Here is a 15,609-nt window from a genome sequence, read left to right on the forward strand (position 1 = left end):
AAACAACGAAGCAATGGCAGTAAGGACAATTATTATGTTAGCATGCTAACGATTTAATTTTAGATGAGCATTTACTGTGAATCAGAAAGAAAACCATTCAGGAATATATTTGTTACCTAATTTGTTTACTACGGCAAGCCTTTTTGCTGCTTTTTACTCGATTGTCGCTTCATTAAAGGCGCAATACGAAGTCGCTGTTATCGCTATTTTTATTGGTATGGTTGCTGATGGGCTTGATGGACGTATTGCTCGTTTGACGAATACGCAAACTGCATTTGGTGCTGAATACGATAGCTTGTCCGATATGGTTACCTTTGGAGTTGCACCGGCCTTACTGCTTTATAGTTGGAATCTGCAGCAATTAGGTAAAGTAGGCTGGTTAGTAGCCTTCATTTATACCGCTGCAGTGGCTTTACGGCTTGCGCGTTTCAATACCCAGGTTGAAACAGCGGATAAACGCTATTTTCAAGGGCTTGCCTGTCCTCCTGCCGCAGCGATTGTTTCGTCCTTTGTTTGGTTTTGTCACCAAAATGAATTGCAACATTTTGTAATCGCTATACTGACAGCGTTTATTACGGTTGTTGCGGCGGTTCTTATGGTGAGTAATGTACGCTACTACAGTTTTAAAGAAATTGATTTTAAAGGAAAAGTTCCTTTTTTATACCTCTTGGTTATGGTAATTCTGTTTGTCGCGATTGCCGCAAATCCGTCTGTGGTTCTGTTTGTTGGTTTTGTCATTTATGCTTTGTCCGGTCCTTTGCAAACCTTGCTTGCTTTGCATCGTGTGCGCAAACAACGCAAACGCCAGTCGTCTGATGAGTCTTAATAGTTAAAGACAATTATTCTATCTCACCAAAGCGATTATTGATGAGTTCGGTAATCGCTTTTTCCATCTCGACCTCATCCGGACCATCAATTTGTAAAATTAACTCACTGCCTTTACTGGCAGCAAGCATCATAATCCCCATAATGCTTTTGCCATTAACGGTCTGCGTATTTTTGGTGACGTCAATATGACTTTGAAATCTCGATGTGGTAGAAACGAATTTCGCAGAAGCCCGAGCGTGCAATCCCAATTTATTAATGATGGTAATTTTAGTTTTTATCATGACAGCTACAATTTAGCATGTGCAGCAATTTTCTACAATCATGAGCGTTTTGAGAAAGACAATAATTATTTTTTACTAATGACCCTCCCTACAAAAAAACCTTTGCACTCTTTACTTTGCCACACACCGCGAGTAAGGCCATATTCGGATAATTTATAGACATAATAGCGTAGATGATCTTCCCAGTTTGTTTTTTGAGTATGGCCTCGCGCCCTTAAGCTGCCTTCCATAAATGAAATCCCAGCGATTTTTTTATTATGAAAGGTGAATTGATCGAGCTTGATCCCGCGATTGGTGACGGCTCCAAATTGAAGTTGCTCATTAACCTTGCCCACAAAGGTACCTGGAGTATGCGCCTGGCAATAATCTTGGCTAATGCCTTTCTTATTGGGTATGGCCTGGTAATAGGTTGCGGACCAAATCACGTCTTTTTCATTCGCATAGGCAAAAGAAGGAAGTAAGAAAACGGGAATTAACAGGATTTTTAACATTTTTTCTTAGGAAGTTATCAATCTTGACACAGCTTATAGGGTTGAAAACTGAATATCCAGAGTTCGCAGTTAATTCAATTGGAGACTAATTTTTCCCAATAGGAGCAGGAGGCTTTTAGTAGCCTATGTCTTGAGTCAAAAAAATGATTCCTGCAATGCGGCTTTGAAAAATTCAGGATGTAGTTTTCGGCGAAACAAGGCAATCCAAGCGCTTGGTAGGTTATCGATGCACAACCATTCTAGGGAGTGGTGTAAATCAAAGGGCTTCTTCTGCTTGTACAGTTTCAGACGCTAATAGATTATAAAGCGCTCCACTATCAGTCATTCGTCGGCAGGCTTCTCTAAATGAAGGAATGCTGAATTGCTTGATAATTGAAGCTAATAGTTGCAGGTGTTGATCGACTTGTTGCTCCTGGGGCACGACCAAACCAACGACTAAATCCACCGGCTGTTTATCAGTCGCGCCAAAATCAACGGGATTGAGCAATCTAATGACGCAGGCGTGTGGTTGCGTCATACCGGGCACGCGTATGTGGGGAATAGTGATCCCTTGCCCAATAGAAGTGCTTCCCATGCATTCTCTTTTCCAATAGGCATCAAACAGGTCTTGTGCGTCAAGTTGAGGCTGTTCTCGACTTAACAATTGACTGATTTTAAGAAGTACTGCTGTTTTGCTTTGTGAGGTTGAATCGATATAAACACTATTTGGATTGAGAACATGGCAAAGTTGCATGATTACAGACCGGAAGAAAAACTAGGTCTATTTTAACGCTATCTGTACACAACAAACAACCTTTTGGAGAGATTGTTTTTTTTGCCTAAGTTGTAACCAATTGATTTATTTTTATTTTATTTTATTAGTCATTAAAATCAAAAGATTACAACCTGATTAAGAGTAAAAAACAGAATTAAAGATTATTCCCGGTGCTCACGAATTTTTTCTTTATGTTCTATTAGCTGTCTATCCAGTTTATCGACCAGGATATTAATAGCGACGTACATATCCTCAGATTCAGCACGGGCATGTAATTTGGCTTTTGAAATTAAGATGGATGCCTCAGCAATCTGGCTTAATTTTTCGACATCAAATACCACATGGATAGACGTAATTCTGTCGAAATGCCGTTCCAGTTTAGTGAATTTATCTTCCGTAAAAGCCTTCAAGGCAGGGGTAACTTCGACATTATGACCAGTGAAGTTGATCTGCATAATCCTCTCCTTCAGTTGAAATAAAACTAACTACGAATTGTTTTGCGTTCATTGGATGGCGCAATCCCCATGGCTTCGCGATATTTAGCCACGGTGCGTCGGGCAACCTGAATGCCTTGTTCGCCAATCAATTGGGCAATTTTACTATCACTCAACGGCTTTTTACGATTTTCCGCAGCAATTAATTTCTTAATGACTGCTCGAATAGCTGTTGATGAGCATTCTCCGCCACTACTTGTTGTCACGTGGCTGGAGAAAAAGTATTTTAACTCAAACACACCGCGCGGGGTATGCATAAATTTTTGTGTAGTAACTCGTGAAATGGTTGACTCATGCATATCTAAAGCTAGAGCAACATCGTTGAGAATGAGCGGTTTCATCGCTTCATCCCCGTGCTCAAGAAATTCTTGTTGATATTCCACGATGCACTGGGCAACTTTTAATAACGTTTCCTGTCTGCTTTGAATGCTTTTTAAAAACCAACGTGCTTCCTGCAAATTATTCTTTAAAAACTGGTTATCAGCACTATTGTCTGCCCGCTGAATGAGAGAAGCATAGTGATTGTTGATACTCAGGCGCGGCAATGTATTTTGGTTTAAAGAAACCTGCCATTCACCATTGATTTTTTTTACAATGATATCTGGAATAATGTATTCAGTGGCACCTTGATGGATGAGACTACCTGGTTTCGGGTTTAAACGTTGAATGATTTGCAATACTTTATCCAGATTGGCTTCATTAACCTGGTAATTTTTCATTAATTGACGATAGTTATGATGACCAAGCAGCTCAATATCGTCACGCACAATTCGTTTTGCCAGGTCGAGATCCCCATTTGGATCTGGTAATTGTTCAAGCTGGACTAATAATGCTTCTGCCAGATTATTTGAAGCACAGCCAACAGGATCAAAATGTTGCACGCGGTGACGGACTACTTCAATTTCTTCGATATCCAAAGGATGGGCTTCACTATCCAGGCTGGCATGCAATTCGAGCATGGTCTGGGTAAGAAAGCCATCATCATCAATTGCATCAATAATAGCAGTCGCGATGACTCTATCTATATCGCTCATTGGTGTTAAATCCAATTGCCAACGCAAATGGTCTTGCAAATTGGTCGTAGTGCAATAAAGATTCTCATAATTGAAATCGAGATCGTCAAAAGTTGTGCGTTTGTTTTGACTGGTATAAAGCTGTGACCATTGAAAATCGGAAAACTCTTCCTGGGATTGTTTTTCGTTTCCTAGATGTGATTCTTCTTTTTCTTCATTTGGCGTGGCTTCTAGCATCGGATTGGATTCAACGATCTGTTGGATTTCTTGTTGCAAATCGAGTGTAGAAAGTTGTAGAAGACGAATCGCTTGTTGAAGTTGCGGGGTAAGCGTTAGTTGCTGACTTATATTGAGTTGCAACGAAGGTTTCATGCAAATCCTCTTTGTTTCATCGCTTTTATTCTTAAGTTTAACTGATTCAGGGCGATTATCCAGTAGAGAATAAGGACATTTTCAACCCAAAAAGGCCTTAATAAGTTCAATAAGAATATAAAAAATACTTGGTGACTATGATTGAGGCGATAAGAGAATAAAAATCGGCAAAAAAAAGCCTCCTAATGGAGGCAATTATTGATTTATTTAACTTTTTTCTCTTTGAAGATAACATGCTTACGAACGACAGGATCGTATTTCTTCAATTCCATCTTTTCAGGATGGTTACGCGGATTCTTGGTTGTTGTTACGTAGTAACCAGTACCTGCGGTTGATTCCATCTTAACTTTGATAGTGACAGCTGCCATGGTAGTTTCCTCTCAATTAAACCTTTTCGCCGTTTGCTCGGAGTTTATCCAAAACAGCTTTGATTCCTAATTTATCAATAATTCGCATACCTTTCGTACTGACTCGAAGAGATACGAAACGGTTTTCTTCTTCAACCCAAAAACGATGTCTTTTCAGATTGGGTAGAAAGCGTCTTCTTGTTTTGTTGTTGGCGTGCGACACATTGTTACCTGTAGTAGGTCGCTTGCCAGTAACCTGACATACTCTTGACATGTTGTTACTCCGAAGTGTTCGATAGATTTAATTCTGTTTTGTATAAATTCGGGGCCTTCGCCGAGCGAATTAGCCGGGTGTGAAATACAAGAGGCGTTTTATAGCAAAAAATGGCTCATTATGCAATGTATTCAGGTTATTTTTCCAACAAATCATCTGCTTGTTTTTAAAAATTGAGACCACCAATGAGTGTTAACTGTTCTCTGGCAAGTCTTCAGCGATTACTAGTTGTCACTCACTGGGACATCATTTTTTCCTTGTTTTTGTAGCCTGGGTGAAGGTCGGCAGACCGTAACCCGGGTTTCACTTCATCCGCAGGGAGTTGCAACTGACAAGTTAATGATTTGCAGGACTCACTGCAGTTGCTTGCATTGCTCTACAATTGGATAAGAAGTAAAAGACATGCACAGATGCTTCCCTCATGTTAAACTGATACCAGTTTATACTCCATAATTTTAAGATGACGTATTACTATGAAAGAATATACCAAAGCTAAAATTGCCTCCGATCTGCAGCTCGATCTCCTTCAGTTTCTGGATGATGACCAACTCAAAGCAGATGTTCTGGATTATTTACTGGCTCCCCTCATTGAATTGAAAAACAAGATACTCATCCAATATGGTAAGTATCTACCTGTGAGTGACGATAAAAGAACCCAACAAATAAGGAAGCTATTTGCGGATGATTTCCTACGAAAATACCCGCATTATAGAAAGAAATTAGAGGGCATCTTTGAGACAAAATGGATTGCTATTGAGGCGCAAGTAGCCCACGTTATAGCCTATCGTATAGAAGGATATACTAAAAATGTGTATGAAGTAGAGATTCCAGGTTCCAGTGCAACCTATAACGAGGAGAGAACCTACTTGCAAGCACTGGCAAGTGCTGTTGCAGGTACCCCTAATGCGGAGAAATTGGAACAGGATGATATTGCGTTAGTTATTGGTCAAATCGTGCAAACTCATTTGGCTGATTTGGCAAAAAAAGGGATCTACCCAACCTCCTCGGAAATTGTTCAACCAGGCGGTTCAATGCGGTATAAGCCTAAGGAAGATAATAACCACGCCTTTCTTTTCAACACAACAGCGACTCTTAGTGGTATTTTGAGCGCGGGTGCTTTTACAGCCGCACTGCTGGCTTTGAAGACAATTATTACGATTTCCACAGCAGGGGTGGGATTGCTAGCTTCCGTTGGCGTGGTTGCCGGATTAGTGAGTTTTGGTCTTTATAGTTCCAATAAAGAGCAGAAAGAGCATACTGGTGATCAGATAGTCAATGTACTGCAGTGAAATAGCAGGAGTAGGCATCAGACCTTTGTGTCGCTTTCAATGAGTTTGGGAAAAACAAACGCTTCCTTTTTATAAAGTGATTAATAGCTCCGTAACTACTCACAAATCCTTCTTTAGGGGGTATAATCCGCGCATTAAAGCTAATTGAGTAATTTTTATGCATCGTACAATTAAGAGTTTTGTCTTAAGGGCTGGAAGATTAAGTAACAGGCAAGAGCAGGGGTTAATGCATTATTTGCCGGCTTACGAATTAATTTTAGATGAAAAGCCTTTTGATTTTCAGGCAATTTTTGGCAGGGAAGCGGAGACCGTTGTCGAGATTGGTTTTGGTATGGGAGCGTCGCTAACGACTATGGCACAGCAGTATCCCGAGCGTAATTTCGTTGGTATAGAGGTTCACCGTGCTGGCGTTGGCAGTTTAGCGGCTGATTTACAGGAGTACGCCATTGAAAATGTACGGATTATTTCCCATGATGCGGTGGAAGTATTAAAGCATCATCTTGCTGAAAACTCGTTGGCAGGCGTGCAAATTTTCTTTCCCGATCCCTGGCCTAAGAAGCGTCATCATAAACGTCGCTTGATTCAAGCTGATTTTGTAAAATTATTAGTCCGTTGCTTGAAACCGGGTGGATTTATTCATTGCGCAACCGATTGGCAAGAGTATGCGGAGCATATGCAGGCTATTTTATCGGTTGAGCCCGCTTTAACGAACAGTGAGCCCAAAGGCGGTTTTTCGCCACGGCCGGAAACCAGACCCTTAACCAAATTCGAGCAGCGTGGTAACCGTCTTGGACATGGTGTTTGGGATCTTATCTATTTAAAGAGATAGATAGACAGAATTTTAGTAGTATAACGGGTAATTTTTGTGATATTAGTGTCATTGTAGAGCACTTCGCAGATTTGATGACGGAAAAGGATCGTTTCTTCACTAATTATTTTGATCTTCATTTTTCCACTGTGTAATATGAATTTTCGATGAGCTCGTCAATTGTCTAAAAATATAAAATAGGAAAAGGGATATGCACTTATTGGATAAGATCGATCGGATCCTTGCTAAAAAAGATGAGGGCGGCCTGGACGCCTTTAAAGAACTTATTCTCGAAGAATTAAAAACCAACCCCAAAGTCTTACGACACATTTTCTGTTTAAGAAATGGTGCGCAAACTACTATTTTAAATCATCTGATTCGTGCCCATGATGCGGTCGAACATAATTTGACGGAGTACATTAAATTCCTGTTCGAGCAGGGGGCAAGCGCCCATGTTGAAGAGCCCGTTCATTTAGCCTTTCAATTGGGAAAACCTGACTTAGGGAGTCTTGTGCTTGAACACGCAAAAAAATTTGTTGAAGAGCCAACTCCACAACAACTGTTGGCAGATAGCTATGACCCGGAGCGAAAAACATTGTTAGCCAGGGTAATTGATACGGAGAACATTGATAACTTACGTGTTGTTTTGGCCAATCATCCCAATGTTAATAAACCCAGTGCAATTCAAGTCGGTAAAGATAAAAAGATTTCTATTCCCCCTCTGCATCAAGCCATTATTAAGAATTTTACCGGAGCAGTTGATGCCTTAATTAAAGCAGAGGCAGACGTTGATAATACTTATGGCGCATTGCAGGAAACGCCTCTTTTATTAGCCGCTCGGTTAGGGCGGGTGGACGCTTTAAAGACTATTCTTGAATCAAAAGCACCTAGACTGGATTTGGAAGCAACGAATGAGGAGTCCAAGCGAGCCATTGATTTATTATGTGCTCGCCTGGAGACAAAGGAAGATTCGCAGGACGCTTTACGTGGTATCGCTATGCTTCTCTGCCATGGAGCGGCTGTTCCGCGAGAGCAAGCGTTGTGTACCTTATTACAAGATAATCGTTATGCTTTACTCGATGAAGTTTCAAAATACACGGAGAAACTGCCAGAGCTTGCAGCCAGCTTCGTTCGCCGCTGCCATATTAGTGGCCCCCTTCACTCCATTATCTATGCGGAAAATTCCTGGTGGCAATCACTCTGGTACCTTTTTGCTCGCCCCAGCCATGTCGCTTTGCAATTGGAATCCCTGGTTTTAAGGGGGCAACCACCCTCCAAGAAAAAAGAGGCGGAGGCGGAGGAGGTAATTCAAGTCGAGGCCCCCAGTCCTTTTACCAAGGAGGAGGTTCAGTTCGCCACGTTTGTGAAAAAATATGATGAAGCGCTTTCTATTAAAAAATTTTTAGGAATAACTATCTTTAATCCCTGGAGTTCAATGCGTTGGGCGATAGATAGTGGGAAATATACCAGTCTGGAGCAGGTAAAGAAGTATAGAGAGGATTATCCGGGTACACGAACAGACAGGGTTCTGGAAAAGATGGAGAACCGTCGAGAATCGCTTCACGAAAATCTGGATGGTGTGGGCAAACAGGTAAAGCAGGTATAAACCCTTGCCATTTGCTTGCTTAAACAGAGTATACATCCTAGAATTCTACTTTTGTGTGAAGGCGGAGAGATATAGATGGGATGGAATGAGCCGGATAAGGACAAGGATAAAGATAAAGATCCGTGGAGCGGTAAAAATCAGCCGCCAGATTTGGACGAAGCACTGAAACGTTTTCAAGATAAATTGAAGAAAACGTTTTTTGGTGGTTCTGGCCAACCCGGTAATGAAACGCCTTCCTCCAGTAATGGCGGTGTACTCGCTGTGATGGTCACTTTGGTTGTTTTTATTCTATGGGCTATCTCTGGCATTTTCATCGTTGATCCTGCCGAGCAGGCAGCGATTCTTCGTTTTGGTAAGTATGTGGAAACCGTCGGTCCTGGACCTCATTGGATTCCACGTCTTATTTCGACAAAGATTGTGCAAAATGTCGAGCGTCTCTCTGACTATTCTTATTCAGCACAGATGTTAACAAAAGATGAGAATCTGGTATCAGTGTCTTTGGCTGTACAGTATCGAATCAACGATTTACAGGCTTATCTCTTTAACGTCGCTGATCCGCAAGAAAGCTTACAGCAGGCTACTTCAAGTGCTTTGCGACAAGTAGTTGGTACAACAACGCTTGATCAGATCATTACGGAAGGCCGTGAAGCCTGGGGAAGTAATGTCCAGGATTCTTTAATCAAAATTCTGGAAAAATATAAAACCGGAATCGTGATCGTGAATGTTTCACCACAACCTGCCCGCGCACCTGAAAATGTACAGGATGCCTTTGATGATGCAATTAAGGCTCAGGAAGACGAAAAGCGTTTTAAAGAACAAGCCCTTGCTTATCAAGCCCGGGTAGTTCCTATTGCTGAAGGGGGAGCAAAGCGGGTTTTTGAGGAAGCGCAAGCCTTTGCCAAACAAGCAGTATTACGTGCGAAGGGCGAAGTCGCAGAGTTTTTAGCCCTTTTACCAGGCTATACCCAAGCTCCATTAGTGACTTCTGAACGGATGTATTTAGACACGATGCAACAAGTCTTAAGCAAGAGCAGTAAGATTATTGTTGATGGCAAATCAGGTAATCTTTTGTATTTACCCTTGGACAAATTAGCAGCGAATCCAGTGTCCGCATCTATTCCAGCCACCCCTGAGTCTGCGACCAAGATTGATCATTCTGCAGTCGCGAATGATATACAGAATACACTGGTCAGTGACCGGAATATCACCAGACGCACTTACCGTCAGGAGGGGAATAACTAAATGAATACGACTAAAGCAACTTTAGGCATTCTATTGTTCATTATATTGATGGTATTGCTTGCCAGTGTTTTTACTATTACTCAGGGCCAACAGGGTATTTTACTTCGTCTTGGGCGTTTGGTAAGTGATTCTGATACCGATAAGGCAAAAATATTATTGCCCGGGTTACATCTAAAAACACCCTTTATTGAAAGTGTCCGCATTTTTGATACACGCATTCAGACTTTGGATATCAAATCCTCAAGGATTGTAACCAAGGAGAAAAAGGATGTGATTGTCGATTATTATGTGAAATGGCGAATTAATGATTTAGCTCGTTATTTTAAATCGACAGGTGGTAATGAATTCAAGGCAGAAACCTTGCTTGAGCAGCAGTTAAACACCTCATTGCGTGCGGAATTTGGGAAACGCAATATTTCTGATCTGGTGTCTGGCGGACGCGATGATGTGATGGAAGTTTTACGTGGTAAAGCCGAACAACAAGCGAGTCAACTGGGTATCGATGTTGTTGACGTGCGTATTAAAGGCATCGAATTACCCGAGAATACTTCCAATGCTATTTATCAACGTATGCGTGCCGATATGCAGAAAATAGCCAGCCGCCATCGTGCTGATGGTCATGCAGCAGCAGAAGCAATTCAGGCGGCAGCCGATGCGCAAGTGACTATATTGCTTGCCCAAGCACAAAGCGAAGGTCAAATCGTTAGAGCTCGTGGGTTAGCTGAAGCGGCTACTATCTATGCCGAAGCCTTTAGTAAAAATAAGGATTTCTTCACTTTTTATCGGAGCTTGAAAGCTTACGAAGGTAGTTTTAACAGCAGACAAGATATTCTGGTATTGGATCAAAGCAGTGCGTTTTTTGATTACTTTAGACATTCCTTGTCAAAAGGTGATGGTGTTAACACTAAAAACTGATTATAATCGTTAATTTTGCTGAAATCGGGTTAAGCATGCTTAACCCTTTTTTATTTATTGGAGATACGGTTGCTCATTAATTTTCTCTCGGCCATTGCCTTAGTATTTGTATTCGAGGGATTAATGCCATTTACTTCTCCTGAGCGATGGAAGCAATTATTGCGCAAGATTATTGGACAGGATGAGAAAATATTGCGTTTAACTGGTTTTTTTAGCATGCTGGTGGGGGTTGTTCTACTCACCGTTGTTCATCAATTTGCAGAGTAAGAGTCCATTATGGGTAAAAATGTTGTTGTGATAGGTACGCAGTGGGGTGACGAAGGCAAGGGTAAAATTGTCGATCTGTTAACACATGACGTACAAGTAGTTGTTCGTTATCAAGGTGGACATAATGCAGGACATACACTGAAAATCAAAGGTGAAAAAACGGTCTTGCGTTTAATTCCTTCCGGCATATTACGTCCTCATGTGCAGTGTTATATTGGTAATGGCGTCGTACTATCGCCCAAGGCGTTGCTTGATGAAATTAAAGAGTTGGAAAATAAAGGCATTAATGTTCGTAGCCGCTTACATATCAGTCAAGCCTGTCCTTTGATTTTACCTTGTCACATCGCGTTGGATAATGCTCGGGAAAAACACAAAGGCGATGCAGCGATTGGTACCACAGGTCGCGGTATTGGGCCTGCCTATGAAGATAAAATTGCCCGACGAGCACTCAAGGTAAGCGATTTATTGCATCCTCAACGTTTTAAAGCAAAACTCACCGAGTTATTGCAATATCATAATTTTGTATTGAAACATTATTACCACCAAGAGGAAATTGCTCTTGAGCCTTTGTTGGCAGAAGCAGCCGAGTGGACAGACGCTTTGCAAAATATGATTTGTGATGTGACAACCTCGTTGCATGAGCATCGGGAAAAAGGGGAGTCTATCTTATTTGAAGGAGCGCAAGGCGTATACCTTGATATTGATCACGGTACTTATCCATTTGTGACCTCATCGAATACCTGTGTAGGTAGTGTCGTTAACGGGGCAGGTTTTGGTCCTCGTTATCTTGATTACATACTGGGTATCACGAAAGCATATACTACTCGTGTTGGTGGTGGTCCGTTTCCTACTGAGCTGAAAGATGAAATTGGTAAGGGATTGGCTGCCCGCGGTTTTGAGTTTGGTGCGGTAACGGGTCGTCCTCGCCGTTGCGGTTGGTTTGATGCCGTATTGCTGCGACGTTCCATAGAGCTTAATAGCATCACGGGTTTATGCATGACCAAGCTTGATGTATTGGATGGCATCGATACGTTGCGCATTGCTGTTGCCTATCGAAATGCAAAGGGGCAATTGTTATCCCGTCCACCGCAAGCAGCAGAAGACTTTGAAGGGTTGGAACCCGTGTATGAAGAGCTGCCAGGATGGAGTGAGTCAACTGCTGATGTAACAGAGCTTAACCAATTGCCTGCCAATGCACTGGCTTACGTTAAGCGTATTGAAGAGTTGTTGGGTGTCCCTGTTGATATGCTATCAACTGGTCCAGAGCGCGACTCTACGATTATATTGCGCAATCCTTTGGCAGATTAGTTGGTCTTATTGACAGTCCGCCAGCTTGAGTGGAAAAGCGTTAATAGTAGAAATGTCAGCATACTTCGCCTCTTCTCTTCAGGGTTTTATTGGTTAAAACCCTGTCTTACGCTTCGTTGCGAATTCTCTAGGTGTTTTTGTTAATTGGCTCATAAGCAGTTATAGCAACTGCTTATGGATTTGGTTGTGCACTCCTAAGGGAAGAGACGTTTACAAGGAGTTAGGATGTATACTTTTTTTGAGCAAATTTTCAGGAAGATTAAGGAAATACAACCAGTTAGCACAACAGGCGCGCTTGCCCATACCTATTATTGGCTTACTTCCTTTGGTTCCGGTGATCTTGTATTCCGTAATCCTAATTTTAGGGCTCCCAAGGAGCATGCCCCTGATTTAAGTGAGGGCATTGCGATTTATTGTACTCATGGTACTGCTGATCAGGCCGGTGCTTTTGACAGAATTGCGCAGCGTTTAATAGCAGCGGGTCTTCCCGAGCTTGTTTCTTCTATTCATCTTGTGTCCTTTGATAGTCGCTATCAAGGAAAAGGGATCAACTATTTTTCCTCACAATTAGCTGAAAAAATAAAAAAGAATGGGCACAAACATGTTATTTTAATAGGCCACTCAAGAGGTTGTTTAGTCAATACCTATGCAGCAGAACGCTATCTTCCCGAAGCAGGGATTCATGTCGAACGAGTAATAAATTTATGTGGTCCTTTTGGTGGTTCGGATTTAGCAATTGATCCTCTTTCACGAGTATCTACTTCAGTAGAGCAGATGCAAGTAAACAGTACCTTTCTCAAAAAACTGGGTGCTAAAGTGATGCAATCGAAAGCAATCTATAATTTTTTTGCTGCTGCACAAGATTGGATTGTGCGCCCAGCCTTTTCTTATGTGGTTGATTATGTAAAGAAAAATCCAAAAGCGTTGGTTGAGCTTGATCGCCATGGGCATCTTTCCATTATGTCTTCCTATCGGGTAGTCGGTTTTATCCGGGATTACATTATTGAAAGCTGTAATGCTTTGTTGTCACCTGTTAGTAGAACTGACAAGAAGGAAATTGATAAAAATAGTGATGAAGAAGTGGTGGCAAAGATGAAGGAGGAACTGGATGACAGTGATTTTATTTTTGTCGACAAAGATGAAGTTGAGGATGATCTGCTGCTAGCGACTAAGAAAGAAGGCCATAAGATTGTAGAAGAGTCGGATGATGAAGGAGGGTATGTTCTAATTGATAACAAAGAAATTGAAGACTCGTCATCATCAACCAGCCCTAGATTCTGAAATGACTAATATTAATGCCGCCACATACAACAACCAGTATTGATTCGAAGGCGTGAATGATAGGGTGATTTTCGTAGACTACCGCTAACGAAGCGCCGCTCGACAGTTCAACCAGCAAACGCTGATCCCTGGCAAAAGAACGGCTTCCCTGCTCTGCGGATTCATCACTGACTACAATACTCTGGATAGGATGTTCTTCTGACCATTGCATCAGTCGTTCTGTTACCGATTTTGCCCCAAGACTGGTTGCTTTAGAGGTAATGGAAGGTAAGATAATGCGGCTAGAGGCTTTTAACGATTGATAAAAAGCATCAGCACCTGTTGTTTCGACTGCAATGAGAGGCACTTGATGCCATCCTTGTCGCCGCATACCTTCAAGAACACCACAGGCCAATCCGCCGCCGCCTACAGAAACGATCACGGCGTCTGGTATTTTAAGTCCTTGTGTGACTATCTCTTCAATCATCGTTGCATGGCCATCCCACAGCAGGGGATGATCAAACGGGGGAATATAGGCTGCTGCGTTCTCTTTAGCGAAAAGCGCTGCAGCTTGATGGGCTTCATCCCATACTGAACCTGCAATAACGACTTTAGCACCGTAGGATTTAATCGCATCAATATAGAGTGGATGGCTGCTACTTGGAATAAACACGGTGGTAGGGACATTTAGTTTCATTCCGCAATAAGCCACTGCAACACCAGCATTACCTCCTGAGGAGGCAACAAAGGCTCGGACTCCTTTTTTCCACTCATGTTGGCATAAATGCCCGATACCACGCAGCTTAAATGAACCAGGTGGCTGAAGTAACTCTAACTTAAAATGAATGGATTTACCCCATTTATTCTTCAGGTATTGTGATGAAATGAGTGGGGTTTTGCTATGGAGTGACTGCACCGAATTTCTCCAAACTAGTAATATAAGAGTAGCTTCTTTCCCTTAACCCAGAGAGAAGGAGCTACCCAGATTATTTTTTAACGCATTTTGATAAACGACTTCAGCGACGCTTAAATCCTGAATTGCAAGACCGACCGATTTGAATACGGTTAACTGATCGCTATAGTTTTTTTCCTTGTTTAGCAGGTATTGACCGAGCTCAATGATTGCCTCTTTTTTTAGTTCATTTTGCTCAATAGCACTGATGATTTCCCCTGCCTCGGACAACACCGCCTCTAACTGATCAGCGATTACAACCGCTTGGCTCAAAACGTCATTAGCAATTTCTTTCATCGCAGGGGAGTGCGAACCTATGGCATTAATATGTGTATGCGGTTGCAGGGAGTTGAAATGAATTAAAGGTTCGATACTACTGGTCGCGGTGCAGATAATATCTGCTTCACTAATCGCTTTTGATACGGAATCATGCACGTTAACCTCATATTGAGAGGCAATTTTTTTTGCCAATTTTTCTGCGTTTTCTTTATTGCGTGACCAGAGAGAAACACGTTTGATGTTGCGCACTGTTGCAACCGCTTCAAGTTGAGTGAACGCTTGCGGGCCTGAACCAATAATAGCCACATGGCTGGCATTGTCACGGGCAAAGTATTTGGTTGCTAATCCTGAGACAGCACCTGTTCTTAAGGCAGTTAAATAAGCGGCATCCATTAGCACCTTGGGTTCCCCGGTGGTTGCATCAAGCAACATAATAAATCCGGTAATTGAGGGCTTATTTTTGGCAGGATTATTGGGAAAAATAGAGGCTACTTTTAAACCTAAGGTTTTATCACTGGCAAGGTAGGCTGGCATGGCTAAGGTCAAGGCTTTTTCCTCGGCAACAGGAATACCTGTTCTCAAGGGTAATTTGACTTCCTGTTTTGCTAGCTGAATAAAAGCACGTTCCATGGCGGCAATTGCTTGCCCCATCGTGATACTTTGTTTTACTTCGGCTAAGGACAATAATCGAAGACTCATTTCTTTCTCCTGGTGGTACCCTTCCGAGCCTATTATAATAGTTTGCTAATAAATAGCAAGCTATACAAAATCATTGCCTGGTTTTTCGCTAATAGTTGGCTGATTGTATAATGGTGAAAATGAGGTATTG

At 41.9% G+C, this 15,609-nt stretch carries 18 protein-coding genes; 9 read left to right on the forward strand and 9 right to left on the reverse strand.

What is annotated here, in order from left to right:
* Positions 1-76: 76 nt before the first annotated feature.
* Positions 77-826, forward strand: coding sequence for a CDP-diacylglycerol--serine O-phosphatidyltransferase (gene pssA, locus ACN4Z1_RS02360; RefSeq protein ID WP_115222015.1), 750 nt, complete (start codon positions 77-79; stop codon positions 824-826).
* Between the two features lie 13 nt (positions 827-839).
* Here pssA and ACN4Z1_RS02365 read toward each other — a convergent pair whose 3' ends face one another.
* The 7 genes from ACN4Z1_RS02365 to rpmB all read right to left on the reverse strand — a co-directional run bounded on the left by ACN4Z1_RS02365 (position 840) and on the right by rpmB (position 4,854).
* Entirely contained in the window at positions 840-1,109 is a 270-nt protein-coding gene (locus tag ACN4Z1_RS02365; protein WP_115222014.1) for an HPr family phosphocarrier protein, read from the reverse strand.
* Positions 1,110-1,174: 65 nt separating this feature from the next.
* Positions 1,175-1,600 (reverse strand): hypothetical protein, encoded by a 426-nt coding sequence (locus ACN4Z1_RS02370; protein ID WP_115222013.1) that lies wholly within the window; start codon positions 1,598-1,600, stop codon positions 1,175-1,177.
* A 256-nt stretch (positions 1,601-1,856) separates the two neighbouring features.
* A complete protein-coding gene (locus tag ACN4Z1_RS02375) occupies positions 1,857-2,333 on the reverse strand; it encodes a PTS sugar transporter subunit IIA (RefSeq protein ID WP_228363005.1) in 477 nt (158 codons plus the stop codon).
* Between the two features lie 182 nt (positions 2,334-2,515).
* Positions 2,516-2,809, reverse strand: coding sequence for a ribosome hibernation-promoting factor, HPF/YfiA family (gene hpf, locus ACN4Z1_RS02380; protein ID WP_115222011.1), 294 nt, complete (start codon positions 2,807-2,809; stop codon positions 2,516-2,518).
* A gap of 26 nt (positions 2,810-2,835) precedes the next feature.
* The gene (locus tag ACN4Z1_RS02385; RefSeq protein WP_228363004.1) at positions 2,836-4,233 is read right to left on the reverse strand and encodes an RNA polymerase factor sigma-54; all 1,398 of its coding nucleotides are present in this window, start codon (positions 4,231-4,233) and stop codon (positions 2,836-2,838) included.
* A gap of 203 nt (positions 4,234-4,436) precedes the next feature.
* Positions 4,437-4,601 (reverse strand): 50S ribosomal protein L33, encoded by a 165-nt coding sequence (gene rpmG / locus ACN4Z1_RS02390; RefSeq protein ID WP_019216095.1) that lies wholly within the window; start codon positions 4,599-4,601, stop codon positions 4,437-4,439.
* A gap of 16 nt (positions 4,602-4,617) precedes the next feature.
* Positions 4,618-4,854 carry a 50S ribosomal protein L28 gene (gene rpmB / locus ACN4Z1_RS02395; protein ID WP_058444883.1) on the reverse strand — a complete coding sequence of 79 codons (237 nt, stop codon included), beginning with the start codon at positions 4,852-4,854 and terminating at the stop codon, positions 4,618-4,620.
* A gap of 473 nt (positions 4,855-5,327) precedes the next feature.
* On the opposite strand from rpmB, the gene ACN4Z1_RS02400 reads away from it, so the two are divergent.
* From ACN4Z1_RS02400 to ACN4Z1_RS02435, 8 genes are all read left to right on the forward strand, one after another.
* A complete protein-coding gene (locus ACN4Z1_RS02400; RefSeq protein WP_228363003.1) occupies positions 5,328-6,143 on the forward strand; it encodes a hypothetical protein in 816 nt (271 codons plus the stop codon).
* A gap of 157 nt (positions 6,144-6,300) precedes the next feature.
* Entirely contained in the window at positions 6,301-6,972 is a 672-nt protein-coding gene (gene trmB, locus ACN4Z1_RS02405) for a tRNA (guanosine(46)-N7)-methyltransferase TrmB (RefSeq protein WP_228363002.1), read from the forward strand.
* Positions 6,973-7,162: 190 nt separating this feature from the next.
* Positions 7,163-8,557, forward strand: coding sequence for a Dot/Icm T4SS effector AnkC/LegA12 (gene ankC / locus ACN4Z1_RS02410; RefSeq protein ID WP_228363001.1), 1,395 nt, complete (start codon positions 7,163-7,165; stop codon positions 8,555-8,557).
* A gap of 75 nt (positions 8,558-8,632) precedes the next feature.
* Positions 8,633-9,799 (forward strand): FtsH protease activity modulator HflK, encoded by a 1,167-nt coding sequence (gene hflK, locus ACN4Z1_RS02415; protein WP_115222005.1) that lies wholly within the window; start codon positions 8,633-8,635, stop codon positions 9,797-9,799.
* Complete coding sequence (hflC, locus tag ACN4Z1_RS02420; protein WP_228363000.1) at positions 9,800-10,714, forward strand: protease modulator HflC; 915 nt, start codon at positions 9,800-9,802, stop codon at positions 10,712-10,714.
* A 69-nt stretch (positions 10,715-10,783) separates the two neighbouring features.
* Positions 10,784-10,981: a DUF2065 domain-containing protein gene (locus ACN4Z1_RS02425; protein ID WP_058444897.1), complete on the forward strand. Its 198-nt coding sequence runs from the start codon at positions 10,784-10,786 to the stop codon at positions 10,979-10,981.
* 9 nt (positions 10,982-10,990) lie between these two features.
* Entirely contained in the window at positions 10,991-12,289 is a 1,299-nt protein-coding gene (locus ACN4Z1_RS02430; RefSeq protein ID WP_228362999.1) for an adenylosuccinate synthase, read from the forward strand.
* A 225-nt stretch (positions 12,290-12,514) separates the two neighbouring features.
* Positions 12,515-13,570 (forward strand): alpha/beta hydrolase, encoded by a 1,056-nt coding sequence (locus ACN4Z1_RS02435; protein WP_228362998.1) that lies wholly within the window; start codon positions 12,515-12,517, stop codon positions 13,568-13,570.
* Here the strand turns inward: ACN4Z1_RS02435 and ACN4Z1_RS02440 are convergent.
* Complete coding sequence (locus ACN4Z1_RS02440) at positions 13,560-14,465, reverse strand: pyridoxal-phosphate dependent enzyme (RefSeq protein WP_228362997.1); 906 nt, start codon at positions 14,463-14,465, stop codon at positions 13,560-13,562. The two genes, ACN4Z1_RS02435 and ACN4Z1_RS02440, sit on opposite strands and share 11 nt — an antisense overlap.
* Positions 14,466-14,507: 42 nt before the next feature.
* The gene (locus ACN4Z1_RS02445; protein WP_228362996.1) at positions 14,508-15,479 is read right to left on the reverse strand and encodes an ornithine cyclodeaminase family protein; all 972 of its coding nucleotides are present in this window, start codon (positions 15,477-15,479) and stop codon (positions 14,508-14,510) included.
* Positions 15,480-15,609 lie beyond the last annotated feature (130 nt).

The organism is Legionella sp. ST3F1, assembly GCF_048553315.1.
GTDB lineage: Bacteria > Pseudomonadota > Gammaproteobacteria > Legionellales > Legionellaceae > Tatlockia > Tatlockia donaldsonii.

Bases quoted from the DNA above. Each gene is read 5' to 3' on its own strand.
- hflK (WP_115222005.1), top strand. From the start codon at position 8,633: ATGGGATGGAATGAGCCGGATAAGGACAAGGATAAAGATAAAGATCCG.
- ACN4Z1_RS02445 (WP_228362996.1), bottom strand. From the start codon at position 15,479: ATGAGTCTTCGATTATTGTCCTTAGCCGAAGTAAAACAAAGTATCACG.
- ACN4Z1_RS02435 (WP_228362998.1), top strand. From the start codon at position 12,515: ATGTATACTTTTTTTGAGCAAATTTTCAGGAAGATTAAGGAAATACAA.
- rpmB (WP_058444883.1), bottom strand. From the start codon at position 4,854: ATGTCAAGAGTATGTCAGGTTACTGGCAAGCGACCTACTACAGGTAAC.
- ACN4Z1_RS02370 (WP_115222013.1), bottom strand. From the start codon at position 1,600: ATGTTAAAAATCCTGTTAATTCCCGTTTTCTTACTTCCTTCTTTTGCC.
- hpf (WP_115222011.1), bottom strand. From the start codon at position 2,809: ATGCAGATCAACTTCACTGGTCATAATGTCGAAGTTACCCCTGCCTTG.
- ACN4Z1_RS02385 (WP_228363004.1), bottom strand. From the start codon at position 4,233: ATGAAACCTTCGTTGCAACTCAATATAAGTCAGCAACTAACGCTTACC.
- hflC (WP_228363000.1), top strand. From the start codon at position 9,800: ATGAATACGACTAAAGCAACTTTAGGCATTCTATTGTTCATTATATTG.
- trmB (WP_228363002.1), top strand. From the start codon at position 6,301: ATGCATCGTACAATTAAGAGTTTTGTCTTAAGGGCTGGAAGATTAAGT.
- ankC (WP_228363001.1), top strand. From the start codon at position 7,163: ATGCACTTATTGGATAAGATCGATCGGATCCTTGCTAAAAAAGATGAG.
- ACN4Z1_RS02400 (WP_228363003.1), top strand. From the start codon at position 5,328: ATGAAAGAATATACCAAAGCTAAAATTGCCTCCGATCTGCAGCTCGAT.
- rpmG (WP_019216095.1), bottom strand. From the start codon at position 4,601: ATGGCAGCTGTCACTATCAAAGTTAAGATGGAATCAACCGCAGGTACT.
- ACN4Z1_RS02365 (WP_115222014.1), bottom strand. From the start codon at position 1,109: ATGATAAAAACTAAAATTACCATCATTAATAAATTGGGATTGCACGCT.
- ACN4Z1_RS02375 (WP_228363005.1), bottom strand. From the start codon at position 2,333: ATGCAACTTTGCCATGTTCTCAATCCAAATAGTGTTTATATCGATTCA.
- ACN4Z1_RS02430 (WP_228362999.1), top strand. From the start codon at position 10,991: ATGGGTAAAAATGTTGTTGTGATAGGTACGCAGTGGGGTGACGAAGGC.